Annotated in this window: 12 protein-coding genes; 2 read left to right on the top strand and 10 right to left on the bottom strand. The window is 73.5% G+C overall.

Going from position 1 to position 15,030, the window contains the following annotated elements:
- Window positions 1-194: 194 nt before the first annotated feature.
- From ACIQ7D_RS33330 to ACIQ7D_RS33315, 4 genes are all read right to left on the bottom strand, one after another.
- Window positions 195-1,082 carry a FadR/GntR family transcriptional regulator gene (locus ACIQ7D_RS33330; RefSeq protein WP_403944197.1) on the bottom strand — a complete coding sequence of 296 codons (888 nt, stop codon included), beginning with the start codon at window positions 1,080-1,082 and terminating at the stop codon, window positions 195-197.
- 159 nt (window positions 1,083-1,241) lie between these two features.
- A complete protein-coding gene (locus ACIQ7D_RS33325; protein ID WP_403944194.1) occupies window positions 1,242-3,056 on the bottom strand; it encodes an ATP-binding cassette domain-containing protein in 1,815 nt (604 codons plus the stop codon).
- A gap of 149 nt (window positions 3,057-3,205) precedes the next feature.
- The gene (locus ACIQ7D_RS33320; RefSeq protein ID WP_403944192.1) at window positions 3,206-3,970 is read right to left on the bottom strand and encodes an NUDIX domain-containing protein; all 765 of its coding nucleotides are present in this window, start codon (window positions 3,968-3,970) and stop codon (window positions 3,206-3,208) included.
- 211 nt (window positions 3,971-4,181) lie between these two features.
- The gene (locus tag ACIQ7D_RS33315; RefSeq protein WP_403944190.1) at window positions 4,182-5,489 is read right to left on the bottom strand and encodes a DUF4192 domain-containing protein; all 1,308 of its coding nucleotides are present in this window, start codon (window positions 5,487-5,489) and stop codon (window positions 4,182-4,184) included.
- A gap of 110 nt (window positions 5,490-5,599) precedes the next feature.
- Between ACIQ7D_RS33315 and ACIQ7D_RS33310 the strand changes: the two genes are divergently transcribed.
- Window positions 5,600-7,771 carry a RecQ family ATP-dependent DNA helicase gene (locus ACIQ7D_RS33310; protein WP_403944188.1) on the top strand — a complete coding sequence of 724 codons (2,172 nt, stop codon included), beginning with the start codon at window positions 5,600-5,602 and terminating at the stop codon, window positions 7,769-7,771.
- A 235-nt stretch (window positions 7,772-8,006) separates the two neighbouring features.
- The gene (locus tag ACIQ7D_RS33305) at window positions 8,007-8,636 is read left to right on the top strand and encodes a hypothetical protein (protein WP_403944185.1); all 630 of its coding nucleotides are present in this window, start codon (window positions 8,007-8,009) and stop codon (window positions 8,634-8,636) included.
- A 156-nt stretch (window positions 8,637-8,792) separates the two neighbouring features.
- On the opposite strand, the gene ACIQ7D_RS33300 is transcribed toward ACIQ7D_RS33305, so the two are convergent.
- The 6 genes from ACIQ7D_RS33300 to ACIQ7D_RS33275 all read right to left on the bottom strand — a co-directional run bounded on the left by ACIQ7D_RS33300 (window position 8,793) and on the right by ACIQ7D_RS33275 (window position 14,932).
- On the bottom strand, window positions 8,793-9,467 hold the full coding sequence (locus tag ACIQ7D_RS33300) for a hypothetical protein (protein WP_403944183.1): 675 nt from the start codon (window positions 9,465-9,467) through the stop codon (window positions 8,793-8,795).
- Window positions 9,468-9,696: 229 nt separating this feature from the next.
- Window positions 9,697-10,407, bottom strand: a complete 711-nt coding sequence (locus tag ACIQ7D_RS33295; RefSeq protein ID WP_403944181.1) for a ribonuclease HII — start codon at window positions 10,405-10,407, stop codon at window positions 9,697-9,699.
- A 167-nt stretch (window positions 10,408-10,574) separates the two neighbouring features.
- Window positions 10,575-12,374, bottom strand: coding sequence for a DUF4153 domain-containing protein (locus ACIQ7D_RS33290; protein ID WP_403944179.1), 1,800 nt, complete (start codon window positions 12,372-12,374; stop codon window positions 10,575-10,577).
- Between the two features lie 321 nt (window positions 12,375-12,695).
- Window positions 12,696-13,610, bottom strand: coding sequence for an ADP-ribosylglycohydrolase family protein (locus ACIQ7D_RS33285; RefSeq protein ID WP_403944177.1), 915 nt, complete (start codon window positions 13,608-13,610; stop codon window positions 12,696-12,698).
- A 42-nt stretch (window positions 13,611-13,652) separates the two neighbouring features.
- Window positions 13,653-14,312 carry a histidine phosphatase family protein gene (locus ACIQ7D_RS33280; protein WP_403944174.1) on the bottom strand — a complete coding sequence of 220 codons (660 nt, stop codon included), beginning with the start codon at window positions 14,310-14,312 and terminating at the stop codon, window positions 13,653-13,655.
- A 14-nt stretch (window positions 14,313-14,326) separates the two neighbouring features.
- On the bottom strand, window positions 14,327-14,932 hold the full coding sequence (locus tag ACIQ7D_RS33275) for a YdbC family protein (RefSeq protein ID WP_403944172.1): 606 nt from the start codon (window positions 14,930-14,932) through the stop codon (window positions 14,327-14,329).
- Between the last annotated feature and the right edge of the window lie 98 nt (window positions 14,933-15,030).

The following is a 15,030-nucleotide window of genomic DNA, read 5'->3' as shown; positions in this document are numbered from 1 at the left end:
CCTCGGCTGTCACCTCTTAGGTCATCGCCCTGCCTCCAGGAGTGTTACGCCCAATCCACGTGGCCCGAGTCACACCCCATTTACGGCAAAGCGGCCAGAAGCGGGATTCACCGTCCCACCGTCGCGTCGCCGGACCTCCGGGTCCGGCGACACACGACGCGTACATCCCCGTACGCCCTGGCCCCGGGGAGCGCTCAGTGCTCGCGCGGCGCCGGTACGACACGCTCCACATCGGGCTGCACGGTGAGAAGTTGGCGCATGGCCGACTCCGCGGCGTGCGCGTCACCGGAGGCGAGGGCGTCGGCGATCCGCGCGTGGTGGTCGAGCGACGCCTCCGTGGGGCGGTCACAGCCGGTGACCGGGCCGCCGGAGACCTGGAGCGCGGCGGACACGATCCCCGAAAGGTGCTCCAGCATCCGGTTGCCGGCGAGCTGGATGAGCAGGGAGTGATATTCGGTGTCCGCCCGCGCGAAGGTGATCGCGTCACCCTGGGCGAGGGCGTGGCCCATGATCCCGACCATGTCCGCGAGGCGCTGCTGCACATCGGCCCGGCCGTGGCCGGCCGCCAGCCGCGCGGCAAGGGGTTCGATCGTCCAGCGCAGCTCGCTCAGCTCCCGGCGCTGGTCGTCGCGCTGCGGCCCGAAAGCGCGCCATTCGATGATGTCGGGGTCGAGCAGATTCCAGTCACTGACCGGCCGGACCCGGGTACCGACATTGGGCCGGGCGCTCACGAGCCCCTTGGCCTCAAGGACGCGCAGCGACTCCCGCACCACCGTGCGGGAGACCTCGAAGCGCTGGCCGATCTCCTCGGGGACGAGCGGCCGGTCGGCGCCCAGATCCCCGGAGACGATCATCTGTCCGAGCTGCTGGACGAGTTGGCCGTGCAGTCCACGGCCCCGACTGCTCGTCGTACGCCGTCCCACCCGGCCCAGATCGGTGTCGGCGCCGTCCCAGACGGGTGCGGCCCTACGGTCGGCGCCGGGCGCCTCGGCAAAGGGGTAGCGGTCGAGTTCACCCGGCTCGGCGAGGCCGGACTCGGCGGAGCGGGCGGCGGTCATCATGGTGTGCGCAAGGGTACTCACGCATCCTTTGTCGGCGTTGCTTCCGTGCGCCTTGAGGTCTTTGGTGAAAAGCACACGAAAGGGTGATCGGCGCCCGCCCTTCGATTGACGCCTTATCGGAAAGAAGTGGGCTTTATCAGGGGAGTTACCGCCATGACCTGACGCTCCGGTCATACGCGGTCACCAACGAGCCCTGCGGCGAAGCCCGGTGAGCAGATAAGCGCAGAGCAGGGCCGACAGCGACAGGGTGAGCGCGGCGGCGACCGGCTGGGCCGCGAGCCTGAACGTCGCCGCCAGCCACTGGTCCGCCTGGTGCGGCCAGAGCGGCCACGCCATGTCGCGCAGCCTGCCCGGGAGTCCGGCGACCGAGCGCACGGAGGGCCCGGCGAACGCCCTCTGGAGCAGCGGGACGACCAGGGTCGGTACGGCGACGACGGCGGCCATACCGGCGATCGCGATCCGGAAGACCCCGGCGCCGAGCAGCCCGGCCCAGGCGCAGCCGACCGCGAGCCCGGCCCAACCAGCCGCATGGGAAGCCCAGTTGTCCGGTACGGGGACGGCGTTGGCGCCGTACACAAGGCGGAGCGCCGCGCCGTCGGCCAGCACCGCGAGGAGGGCGAGAAACAGGGCCGCGCCGGCGGTGACGGCGAGCTTGGCGAGGAGCAGGGCGAGCCGGCGCGGGACGGTGCCCCGCGCGCCGGCGAGGGTGGGGTGGCGGTACTCGTCGGCGAAGGAGAGCGCGCCGATCAGTCCGGCGCCGAGGACGGCGGGCGGCAGGGGCAGGATCGCCGGCCAGGCGGTGAGCAGTCCGGGCAGCGGGGTCCCGCCGGTACGGCCGAGGGGGACGGCGAGGGCGACGGAGGCGAGGAGGACGGCGACCATGATCAGCGGCGCGGTCCGTACGCCCAGCATCCGGCGCAGCTCGTAGCGGACGGGCCGGAGCGGGGAGCGGGCCGGGCGGCCCGGCAGGGGCGGCGGGAGCGGAACGGGCCCGTCGGCGCGGGATCCCGTGCGGATTTCCGTACGGGCTTCCGTACGGGCTTCCGTACGGGCTTCCGAGGCGGCGGGGCCGGGTACGGAGCCGGTGGTGGTCGCGGGCGACGGCGCCGGGCCGGTCCTTGGACCCGTGTCCCCGATCTCGTCCGCGAGCTGATGGACGAGGACGCCGTGCCGGAAGGCGGTCTCACCGATCTCCGGGCAACTACTGCCGTAGACGGTGAGCAGGCTGCCGGCCTCGGCGACCACCTCGACGGAGCGCCGGGCCGCGCGCGCCTCCCGGCTCAGAGCGTCGGCGAGCCGCGCGGCGTGCGGGGTCCTGACGGCGACCCGGGGCCGCAGCCGGGTGCGGGCGAAGGAAGCGGTGTCCTGGTCGGCCACGAGGCGGCCCTCGTCGAGGGTGACGACGCGGTCCGAGACGCGGGCGGCCTCCTTGGGGTCGTCCGTGGTGTAGAGCACGGTGCCGCCCTGGCCCGCGTGGGCCCGCAGCAGCCCGTGCAGCCAGTTCTTCTCGCGCGGTGAGAGCTCCGCGGACGGCGCGTCGAGCAGCAGGGTGTGCGGGTCGCCCAGCAGCGCGACGGCGAGCCCGAGCCTGCGGTCCGTACCGAGCGACAGGGCCCCGAGCCGTTCGTCGCCCAGGGGGGCGAGCCCGACGACGTCGAGGAGTTCGTCGGCGCGGGACGCGGGCACACCGGCGGCGGCGCAGACCAGTTTGAGCTGGCCGCGGACGGTACGCGCGGGATGGCCGGGCACATCGCCGAGGAGGACCCCGATCTCGCGGGCCGGGTGGACGACGCGGTGGAGCGGACGCCCGCGGAAGTAGGTGACACCGCGGCCCGGTTCGAGTTCGAGCATGAGCCGGAGCGCGGTGGTCTTGCCCGCGCCGGGGGCGCCGAGAAGCGCCGTGACCGCGCCCGGCCGCGCCTCGAAGGTGAGATCGTCCACCGCGGGTGGCAGGTCTCGACGGGGGGAACTGGTCAGTCCGATGGCCTGGAGCATCGCTTCTCTCGCGGGGAGGTGAGACCGCTCGACGGCAGTGGGTACCGCAGCACGATAACGCGATATATCCGATTTGCCAGGTAAGGGCGTCCGTTCGAGTCTCCACTCGTCGGATCTTCCCCGCCGGACCGCGCGGGTCGGACTTCGGGTCAGACCTCGGGGCGGAGCATCGGCGGGTTGAGTACGGTCGCACCGCCGGCCCGGAACAACTGCGCGGGCCGGCCGCCCTGACGGGTGGTGGTGCCCCCGGACGGGACCAGGAAGCCCGGGGTGCCGGTGACCTTGCGGTGGAAGTTGCGGGGATCGAGCACCACCCCCCACACCGCCTCGTACACCCTGCGCAGCTCGCCGACGGTGAACTCGGACGGGCAGAACGCCGTGGCGAGCGAGGAGTACTCGATCTTGGAGCGGGCCCGCTCCACCCCGTCCGCGAGGATCCGCGCGTGGTCGAAGGCGAGTGGCGCGGGCTGCTCGTCCTCCCGGGCGAACCCGCCCTCCTGGCTGAGCAGCGCGTCGACGGGGGCCCAGCGCGCGCTGTTGGCGTCTCCGCCGGCCCGGGGCGCGGGCAGGTCGGGCGAGAGCGCGAGGTGCGCCACGCTGACCACCCGCATACGGGGATCCCGCCCGGGATCCCCGTACGTGGCGAGCTGTTCGAGATGGGCGGCGTTCCCGGGCGCCGGGGAGACCGGGTCGTGGGCACAGAGCCCGGTCTCCTCGACGAGTTCGCGCGCCGCGGCCCCCGCCAGGTCCTCGTCGGCCTTGACGAAGCCGCCGGGCAGCGCCCACCGCCCCTGGAACGGCGGCTCACCGCGCCGCACGACCAGCGCGCAGAGCGCGTGACGGCGCACGGTGAGCACCACCAGATCGACGGTGACAGCGAATGCCGGGTAGGCCGAGGGGTCGTAGGGCGACATGCCGCGATCTTAGTCGTCTGCCTGACGATAAACACTCCTTCCGTCATTCGCGCCCACCGCCTTTCACGCCCGCGCCCTTCACGCCCACTGTTCTTTCACGCCCACCGCCCTTCACATCCCCCTCCTTCACGCCCACCGCCCTTGATGTCCACCGCACTTGATGCCTACCGCACTTCACCCCCGACACCGTTCGCCCGCTGCTTCCCGGCCGTCACCGCCGGCTCCTGGTCCCGCGCTGTCCGCCCCGCCGTACCGCGCCGTGGTCACGCCCCGTGCCGGCGCCGGGGCGCGGCTGCTTCGGCTCGGGGGTCTTCCGTGCCCTCGGCGGGCGCGCGGACCGGGGCTTGCTCCTGCCGGCCGTGGCGCGCGGGCCGGGCAGGGCGCGGGCGACCCGCTCCTCGCGCAGACAGTGGCGCAGCGTCTCGGGGTCGAGGCCCTCGTTGCAGGCCTGGTGAAGCAGTTGGGCGAAGACGTAACTCGGGTCGAGGCGCAGGGCGAGCCCGAGGGCGACCCGGGCCCCCACGTCGTCCCCGGTGGACCAGGCGACCCAGCCGGCCAGGGTCAGCGGGGCGGTGGCGTGTTCCGCGTACGGTCCGACACAGCGGCGGGACAGCGCGCGCCAGAGCCGTAACGCGGGCGCGGCGTCCGGCCCCTCCATCCACTCCGCGGCCCGGTCCCGGGTCTCACGGTCCTGGAGGCCGAGGATGACGGCGGCGGCCTCGTCGTCCCCGATGAGCCGGTCGTCCTCGGCGTCCGCGCCGGTCCGGTCGCCGGTCCCTGCCCCGCCGAGCCGTTCGAGGAGGGAGCGGGCCAGTGTCAGAGTCTCGGCGCCGACCTGTTCCCTGCTCCCACTGATCAGGATTCTGGGCACGAGGGAGGCGCCGGCGCGGTCGAGCGCCCGTTCCTGCGCCTCGACGGAGGCAGGGGCGGACCAGGGCGTCAGCGCTGCCTCCATCTCCCGCAGCGACCCCCGCACCCGCACCCCGGCGTAGGCGGCGGCAGCGGCCATCACCGATGTCCCCGGCAGGGCGAGGCCGGTCCCCTCGGGCGGACAGCAGCGCCGGTCGGGGCAGCAGTAGGACCAGAAGCGGCCGTCGGAGATGCAGAGCACCTCGTGCACGGGGACGTCGAGGCCGCCGCACGCGGTGCGCAGCCGCTGGGCGAGGGGGCGCAGCCGTTCCATCACCTGCCGGCCCGTCTCGTCGGGGCCCGGGTCCTGGCAGAGGAAGGCGACGATGCCGTCAGGACGGGCGCCCCGGCGCTCGCTGCCCTCGATCAGGCACTCGGCGAGCTGGCCGGCGACGGGCGGCCACTCCTTGGGCGAGCGGGGGATGCCGAGCCTGAGCCGCCCGCCGAAGCGGCCGCGCTCGCCGTGCAGCGCGACCATGACGACGGAGTCGGTGGGATGGAATCCGAGGAGATAGGGCAGGGCGTCGGCGAGCTCCGCGGGACTGCGCAGGGTGATCTGCTGCTGGTCGGCGGATCCGGTCGGTTCGTGGTGTTCGCGGTGCTGGTTCATGACTCGACCGTGCCGGAATCCGCCGGATCCCGCTGGAGCCTGTGGATAACTTGTCCACAGGCCGTCGGCCGCATTCGCGCTTTGCCGGACCCATCGGGTTGCATGGGGCCATGACCAACGCAGACCGCGCAGCTCTCCGGGCCTCCGCCGACGCCGTCCTCGCACGCCTGGTCGGTGACGCCACCGGCGGCGCCCGGCTGCGCGAGGACCAGTGGCGGGCCATCGAGGCGCTCGTCGCCGACCACCGCCGCGCGCTCGTCGTCCAGCGCACGGGCTGGGGCAAGTCCGCGGTGTATTTCGTGGCGACGTCGCTGCTGCGCGCCCGGGGCGCGGGTCCGACCGTGATCGTGTCGCCGCTGCTGGCGCTGATGCGCAACCAGGTGGAGGCCGCGGCGCGGGCCGGGATCCGTGCCCGGACGATCAATTCGTCCAACGCGGAGGAGTGGGACGCGATCCAGGACGAGGTGTCCGCCGGCGAGGTCGACGTCCTGCTGGTGAGCCCGGAGCGGCTCAACAACCCCGACTTCCGAGACCAGGTGCTGCCCCGGCTCTCGGCGGCGACGGGCCTGCTGGTGGTGGACGAGGCGCACTGCATCTCGGACTGGGGCCATGACTTCCGCCCCGACTACCGGCGGCTGCGCACGATGCTCGCCGAACTGCCGTCGGGTGTCCCGGTCCTCGCCACCACGGCCACGGCCAACTCCCGTGTGAGCTCCGATGTCGCCGAGCAGTTGGGCACGGGCGCGGGGACGGACGCGCTGGTGTTGCGCGGGCCGCTGGACCGGGAGAGTCTCAGCCTCCATGTGCTCCGCCTGCCGGACGCGGCGCACCGGCTGGCCTGGCTCGCCGACCACCTCGGGGAGCTGCCGGGATCGGGGATCGTCTACACGCTGACGGTCGCGGCGGCCGAGGAGGTCACGGCGTATCTGCGGCAGTGCGGGCACACCGTGGCCTCGTACACCGGCCGTACGGAGAACGCGGAGCGGCAGCAGGCCGAGGACGATCTGCTGGGGAACCGTGTGAAGGCGCTGGTGGCGACGTCCGCGCTGGGCATGGGGTTCGACAAGCCCGATCTCGGGTTCGTGGTCCATCTCGGTTCGCCCTCCTCCCCCATCGCCTATTACCAACAGGTGGGGCGCGCGGGGCGCGGGGTGGCCCACGCCGAGGTGCTGCTGCTGCCGGGCAAGGAGGACGAGGCGATCTGGCAGTACTTCGCGTCGGTGGCCTTCCCGCCGGAGGAGCTGGTCCGCCGCACCCTCGACGTGCTGGAACACGCCGACCGGCCGCTGTCGCTGCCCGCACTGGAGCCGCTGGTGGAGCTGCGGCGGACCCGGCTGGAGACGATGCTCAAGGTGCTGGACGTGGACGGGGCGGTACGGCGGGTCAAGGGCGGCTGGACGTCGACGGGGCGGCCGTGGGTGTACGACACGGAGCGGTACGCGTGGGTGGCGCGGCAGCGGCAGAGCGAGCAGCAGGCGATGCGCGACTACGCGTCGGCGTCGGGGTGCCGGATGGAGTTCCTGCGGCGGCAGCTCGACGACGGGGAGGCGGTGGCCTGCGGGCGGTGCGACAACTGCGCGGGGACGCGCTTCGAGCCCAAGGTGACCACCGCCGCGCTCGACGCCGCCCGCGGCGAGCTGGGCAGGCCCGGGGTGGAGGTGGAGCCCCGCAAGATGTGGCCGACCGGCCTCGCCGCGGTCGGGGTCTCCCTCAAGGGGCGGATCGCCCAGGGCGAGCAGTCCTTCCCCGGCCGGGCCCTGGGGCGGCTCTCCGACATCGGCTGGGGGAACCGGCTCCGTCCCATACTGACGGCGCGTGCCACGGACGGTCCGGTGCCCGACGATGTGGTGAGCGCCGTGGTGAGTGTGCTCGCCGACTGGGCGAAGGGGTCCGGCGGTTGGGCCTCGGGCGCCGAGGACGCGCCACCCCGGCCGGTCGGTGTGGTCACGGTCGCCTCGCGTTCCAGGCCCCGGCTGGTGGACTCGCTCGGTGCCCGGATCTCGGAGATCGGCAGGATGCCGTTGCTCGGTACGGTCGCGTACGCGCCGGGGGCGGCCGACGCCCGGATCTCCCGCACCAACGGCGCGCAGCGGGTGCGCGGGCTGCACGAGGCGCTGACCGTGCCGCCGGAGCTGGCGGCGGCGCTGGCGGCGGCCGGCGGTCCTGTGCTGCTCGTCGACGACCTCTCGGAGAGCGGCTGGACGCTCGCGGTGGCCACCCGGCTGCTGCGCAGGGCCGGAGCCGAGGGGGTGTTTCCGCTGGTCCTCGCCGTTCAGAGCTGAGGCGGAGCCGGGGCGGGGGCAACTGTCTCACGAGGCGACGGGAGTGCGCAGTTATATAGCCGCCATATCTACACATTCCCACCAGTGGCGCCAATTGCTCGTTGCCGCGCGCCCCCGCGCCGGTGAGAATTGGAACTGCCCCCGCATGGTCTCCTCGCGCTCCGCAAGGGCCCTGCCGCGGCGCGTCCCCACTCGACTCTGCCCGCACCATGGGCGCGTATGCGAAGGGAGGAACGTGACCTTCGGATTCGCTCCGTCCGCAGCCACTTCGATCAGTGCCCAGGCCGCTTCCGTCAGCCGCCTCGCCAGAATGCTCGAACCCGCCGAGTGGGCCGCCGCCGGAATTCCGCTTCTGCGCAATCCCCGTGAGGTCGTCAGCGGTCTGCACAGCCGTCACACGCCGACCCCGGCGACCGCCGTGGTGGCCGTGCTCGATCCCGAGGAACGGCTGGCCGCCAGCGCGTCGTTCGTGCCGCGCGCCGCGCCGGTGGACGGCTGGGAGTTCCGCAACGCGTTGTTGGCGCACCTGCGCCGGGTCATCCCGCACGATCTGCGTCGGCGTACGCCGGTGCGCACGGCCGTGCTGCTCTACTGCCGCGAAGGCGACGAGCGCTGGACGGAGGAGGACGGCGCGTGGATGTGGGGGCTGCGCGACGCGTGCACGCTGCACGGGCTGCGCTGCGGTGCGTACATCACGCTGACGCGCGGCGGCTGGCAGGTGCTGGGTGAGGGCCGAGGGGGCCGCCGCCCCAGCTCGGACTCGCCACCGGCGAGCCTGGCGGAGACGGCGGCCGACCCGGTCCTCGCACCGCCGCGCGGTGGTGGCGGCGCGGTGGAGGCGCAGCGCCGTACCGCCGCGCGCTGAACGGCCGCCCGCCGAAGACGGAGCGGCCGTCGCGTACATCCCTTCGGGCGGCTCCCCGAAGCGGCCCGGCCACCCTCCTGAGGAGGCGCGGCCGGGTCACCACCGGAAACGTGCCGACGTGGACGCGCCCACCGGGCGCACCGAGTGCCGGACGGCTCAGACGCCCGCGCCGAACACTGCGTTGATCCGCTCGGCGTCACCGCACACCACGAGGAGCGCGGTGGCGCGGCCACGGGCCAGGGGCAGCGCCTTGACGACGGCGTCGTCGTCACCGCCGTTGACGGCGACGACCACGACGGGCCGGGACTGCGCGCGGGCGACGGCGGCGGCGTCCGCGAAGAACACGTCCTCACGGGCGTCGTGCTGGGCCCAGTACGCGCTCTCACCGAAGGACAGCTCGTGGGTGGCCCACGGGTGCTGTTCGCCGGTGGTGAGCACCAGGATGTCGCCCGGCGCCCGGCCCGCGTCCAGCAGCAGGTCGATCGCCCCCTCGGCGGCGTCCAGCGCACCGGCCACCGGAGCCGGGATCACCTGGACCTGGGGGACGGCGGAAGCCTGAGGGGTGGCGGAAGGGGTCGAAGGGGCGGAGTCGGCGGTGCCGGACGCCTTCGGCTGACCGGCGGAGCTGTGCGAGCGCTGCGCCGGCGGCGCGGGCCTCGCGGGACCGGGACCCGGACGTCCGGGCCTCGGTGTCGTCGCGGAGCGCGGCCCGGGGACGGGACGCGGACCGGGTACGGGACGGGGGGTCGAAGCGGTGCGACCGGTGGCCGGCGTGGCGCTGGGACCCTGGGCTCTCTCGTGAATCTGAGGCTCCTGAGGGATGAGAGGCATGACTGGATGTCTATCAAACACCGGTGCGAAAAGCATCGGTGGGTGGGCTCATTCGTGCCCGTGCCCGAGGCCGCGAGGCACCCGGGCGGGGGTTCGCCGGACGGGTCACCGGGTGTCCCGGAGGCCCGCACCGGAAGTCTCGCGTTCCGAAAGGTTCACGTTCCACGGCCGGACGTTCCGGAGCCGGATGCTCCGGACGCCGGATGGTCCGCTGTCGGGTGGTCGGCGGTCAGAAATCGAAGCCGAGTTGGCCCCCGCTTTCCATGGCGTCGGCCTGCGCGGGGACCCGGACCTTCTTGAGGTGCCGCCACCGGGGCAGCGCGTCGAGATAGGACCACGACAGCCGGTGCTGCGCTGTCGGCCCCCGTTCTTCCAGCGCCGCCCGGTGCACCGGTGAGGGGTAACCGGCGTTGGCGCCGAACGCGAACGGTACGTACTCCTCGGACCCCGCGCCCAGTTCGGCCATCATCGCGTCCCTGCGCACCTTGGCGAGCACCGAGGCGGCCGCCACGGAGACACAGGACTGGTCGCCCTTGATGACCGTACGCACCTGCCAGGGTCCTCCGAGATAGTCGTGCTTGCCGTCCAGGATCACCGCGTCGGGCCGTACCGGCAGCGCCTCCAGGGCGCGTACGGCGGCGAGCCTGAGTGCCGCGGTCATCCCGAGGGCGTCGATCTCCTCCGGGGAGGAGTGCCCGAGGGCGTACGACGTGACCCACGCCCCCAGCGCATCGGCCAGCTCCGTACGGCGCTTGGGCGTGATGAGCTTGGAGTCGGTGAGTCCCGCCGGGGGTCTGCGCAGTCCGGTGACGGCCGCACACACCGTGACCGGACCTGCCCACGCTCCGCGTCCGACCTCGTCGACGCCGGCGATGATCCTGGCGTCTGTGGTGGCGCGCAGCGAGCGCTCAACGGTGTGCGTGGGTGGTTCGTACGGCATGGCACCTGCCAGGTTACGCCGCCCGCACGCCGCGCGACAGACCGGGTACCGGCCGTGCCGCGGGGCGGAGCCGGCCAAGGCGTCGCGCACCGTCCGGGTCCGCCCTTGTCCGGGCGGCGCGGCGGCCCGAAGTCCCGTCCGTGGACCGGTTCATGAGGCCACCGGGTTCACCGCTCGGAGCGGTACTCCCCAGGGCAGGAGGCGACACTCCGTACGCCGCGCTCCGCCAGCAGGTCTCGGGCCCTGCTCTCGGACAGGCTGGTCGCGTACCAGGGCTTGTCGGCGCCGTTCCGCAGTTCGACGGCGATCCCGCGCAGGGAGCACGAGCGCAGCGGCTCGGGGAGCCGGTCCAGCGCCGGCACCGCGTCGGCCGACAGTTCGCGGACGTACTCGCTGTCGAGCGTGCCGGTGCGTTCGTACCGCTGTACGTTCCGCTCCGCGACCAGCGCGTCCGGCGAGACCAGGCCGAAGGCGAGGACCCCGGCCCCGACGCTCGCGGCGACGGCACGCGGCAGCCAGCGGCCCCCGATCGCCCCGGCCACCAGCATCAGGACGATCACGAGCCCGAGCCACAGCTCCACCGCCGCCACGGAGACCCGCAGCCGGGTCAGGCCGAACGCGTCGACGTACAGGTCCATCCGGCGCAGCGCGCTGGCGACCACGACGAGGGTCAGCACGCCGAGCGCGCCCAGGACGGTGCGGACCAGGACGGCGTCGCGCGCTCCGCCTCGCGGGGCCCAGCGCCCGGCGACCACCATGACCACCAGGACCAGCACCGTGACCCACAGGAGCTGCCAGAAGCCCTGGCGGGCGTACTGAGCGGGCATCAGGCCCGTCTCCGCCACCACCTTGTCGTAGCCGCCGAGGAGCACCACGAGCTGAACGGCGATGAACGCCGCGAAGAGCAGATTGAGGACGATCAGCGGAAGCGCCCACTCCGTACGGCCTCGGGGCCGCCCCGGGCTTACGGTCACCCGGTCCCAGCGCAGCGGCGACGCGGCGGTGTGCGCGGCGGCCAGGGCGCCGAAGAGTCCGAGCGCGAAGAGGACGCCCTGCCAGGGCCCCTCGGAGACGGAGACGTCGGGGGTGAGCGAGCCGAGGATCTCGGCGAACGCGGCGTCGGCACTCGCGAAGAGCGTGCCGAACACGATCAGCAGGCCGGCGGCGACGACGACAGCGCGCAGGACGGGGGCCACCCGCCCCCGGGTACCGCCCGCGCGCTCACGCAGCCCGCGCAGGGCCCAGACCGTGCCGGGGCCGGCCGCGCCGAACAGTCCGGGCAGACCGAGGAGCGCCCCCGTCCAGGTGCGGCTGCCGCCCAGCGCCAGCGCGCCGAGCGCCGCGGCGGAGACGACCGCGAGAAAGGTGGGCAGACCGGCGTCCCGCAGCGCGGGCACGGTCAGCAGGGCGAGGCCGCCGACCGCCCAGACCAGCGTCCAGGGGCGGGGCAGCCGGCCCGCGGCCTGAGCGGAGAAGAACGCGGCGAGAGCGGCGGGGACGGCCACGAGCAGCAGGTTCACCCCGAGACCGTCGCGCAGCAGCAGGGAGCTGAGCAGCGCGGTCGCCAGGACCGACCAGAGGGTGGCGGTCCTGATCCGGGCGGGCGGCTCGGGCCTGACCTCGGCCAGCCAGGCGGGCGGTTCGGCGCGCCGGGGCTGCCACTGCTGCCACGGCTCCGGGTACGGGCGCGCGGGCGGGGGCTGGGCCCCCCGGTGGGGCGGCTTGACGTGCGTGTACGGCCGTGCGGCGGACGGCGAGGGCACGGCGTCCCGCGGTTCGGCCTCCGCGTCCCGTGGTTCGGCTTCCATGCCGCGCGGTTCGGCCTCCGCGTCCCGCGGTTCGGCTTCCATGCCGCGCGGTTCGGCCCCCGTGCCCCGCGCGGCGGCTTCTCCCGCCGGGTCCGGCTCCGGTTTCCCGGCCGGCCCGGGTGTGGACACTCTCTCTGGTACGGACGGTGAATCTGTCACGGGACCCCCTCCCGACCGGGCCCGTACGCGGCGGAGGAGCGGCGCGCGGAACCCGGTGTCTCGATCGGCGCGCGCCAGTGGAAGATCAACACGGCGGCGTGGCCGAAAGAGTAGGCACACGTCGCGCGGAGGCAGGCCTCCGGGTGGACGGCTGTGGCAGGGCCGTGACAATGAACGGCGCATACTGCCCCGTAAGCCGCACGCCCCGGCGCGTACGCCCGCCCGTACTCCGGCGTACGCGCCCGCATGTCACGGGTCCGACGACAGGCAAGCGGCCCGTCGCCGGGCTGCCGTCAGCGAGCGGCCGTCACCAGGCCGCCGTCAGCGGTCGGCCCGTACCGTCAGCCACCCCGGCAGCGCCTCCGTACGCTCCCGCCACTGCTCCGGCGCCGCCCCGCGCGCCCCCTCGGCGGCGACCACTCCTCCGACGATGGCGCAGTTGGTGTCGACGTCGCCACCGGCCTGGGCCGTCGTCCAGAAGGCCCGCTCGTAGTCGCCGAGGCCGCGCGCCGCCGACCAGAGGGCGAACGGCACGGTGTCGTGGGCGGAAGTGCGGCGCCCGCAGCCGAGCACGGCGGCGACGGTGCCCGGGTCGTCGTAGTCCAGCAGGTCCCTGGCCCGGCGCAGCCCCGCCCCGACCGCGCTGCGCGGCACCAGCGCCACCACCCCGTCGAGCAGCGCCTCCGCCGTGGGCGGTCCGTCCGGGGCGGCGGCGAGGGCGGCCGCCGCGGCCACCGCCATGGCGCCCGCCACGGCCTCGCGGTGCTGGTGGGTGGTGTACGCGGAGATCTCCGCCTGGTGCGTGGCCTGCTCGGGGTCGTCCGCGTACCAGGCGCCGAGCGGCGCGATCCGCATTGCCGCCCCGTTGCCCCAGGAGCCCTGGCCGTCGAAGAGCCCGGCGGCCAGCTCGCGCCAGTCGCCGCCCTCCCTGATCAGCCGGAGCATCCGGTTCACCGCGGGGCCGTAGCCGCGGTCGAAGTCGTGGTGCACGGCGAAGGAACGCGCGAGGGCGTCCTGGTCGACGCGGTGGTGGGCGGCCAGGACGGCCACCACCGACGCGGCCATCTCGGTGTCGTCGGTCCACTGCCAGTCGCCGGTCGGCAGCGCGCGGCGGCCCAGCAGCGGATAGTTGGCGGGTACGAAGAACTGGGAGCCCAGGGCGTCTCCCACGGCCAGCCCCCGGAGGCTGGCCAGGGCGCGTTCGAAGCGCCGGCCGGATACGGAATCAGAGGTCATCGAACAGGCATTTTAGCCGGTACAAGCCCCACCTGTGCGGGTTTATCCGGTGCGGCCGTACGGCTCGGGGACTCGCCACTGTTCGAACGGCCGGTCGAGGGTGTAGCGGCCGTCGGCGCCGATCTTCAGGATCCGGTACTCGGCGTTGCCCGGGTTGGACAGCGACTCGAACTCCGCGACCGACCAGTGGAACCACCGCATGCAGAACAGCCGCATGGTCAGCCCATGCGTCACCAGCAGGACGTTCTCCGGCGAGTCGGGAGTCTCGAAGCTGCGGTGCAGCGACTCCAGGAAGGCCCCGACGCGGTCGTAGACATCGGCCCCCGACTCCCCCTGGGCGAAGCGGTAGAAGAAGTGCCCGTATGCGTCGCGGTAGGCCTTCTGGAGGCGTACGTCCTCTCTGTCCTGCCAGTTTCCCCAGTCCTGCTCGCGCAGCCGGGGCTCCTCGCGTATCCGCACCTGGCCGGGGTCGAGACCGAACGCCTCGAAGGTCTCGTGGGTACGGCGGTAGGGCGAGACGAAGACGCTGACCGGTTCCCGGCCGAACAGCTCGCGCAGCCGTACCCCGGTCTCCTCGGCCTGTCTGCGGCCCTTCTCGGTCAGCCTCAGGGCATGGTCGGGCTCGCGCTCGTACACCGTGTCATCTGCGTTGCCTTCCGACTCGCCGTGCCGGACAAGGACAATGCGCCGCGGTCGTGCCATGACACGACCCTAGATCACACGGTCCAGGAAGGCTCCAGGTCGATGACGTCCCCGGTCAGCGCCGCGACATCGGTGGCCGTCTGGGCACGGAGCGTCAGCCGTTCGACCCGCTCGACGCGGTACTTGCCGTGCTCGGCCGCCGACTGCCACATGGAGAGGACGATGAACTCGTGTCCCGGCGCCTCACCGAAGAGCCCGCGCACCATCCCGGGCGAGCCGGCCATCGCCGGGTTCCACACCTTCTCCTGCATGAGGGCGAAGTGCTCCACCCGTTCCTCGTGCACCCGGGAGTGCGCGACCCGGACCACGTCCGCGTCACTGAAACGCGGCTCGAAGCCGGTCTTCACATCGAAGCGGTAGTCGAAGAGCTTGACCTGGATGTCCTTGTACGTCCCGGACTGCGAGGCGGACAGCCGGTCGTGCGAGCGCGCCATGAACGAGTCGTAGAACGCGCGGCTCTCCCAGAACGTGAAGACATGGACGACGGCCGGCCGCGACCTGCTCCATCCCCCGCCCTGCCCCCTGAATCCCGGCTCACCGAGCAACCCCGCCCATTTCCGCTGCCCGCGTTCAAAACCTCGACGGTCGATCACGGTGCAGCGAATCCACTTGACCAGCACCGCGCCATCGTACGGGGCGGGACGTGGCCTCGGTCACGCTCGGACGGCGCACGGCAGGGTCCCCGCGGCGGCGCCGGACCTGTCGAGTATCGGCCAAG

The organism is Streptomyces sp. NPDC096310 (assembly GCF_044763125.1).
Taxonomy (GTDB): Bacteria; Actinomycetota; Actinomycetes; order Streptomycetales; family Streptomycetaceae; genus Streptomyces.
This window is presented reverse-complemented; position numbering and strand designations above follow the sequence as displayed.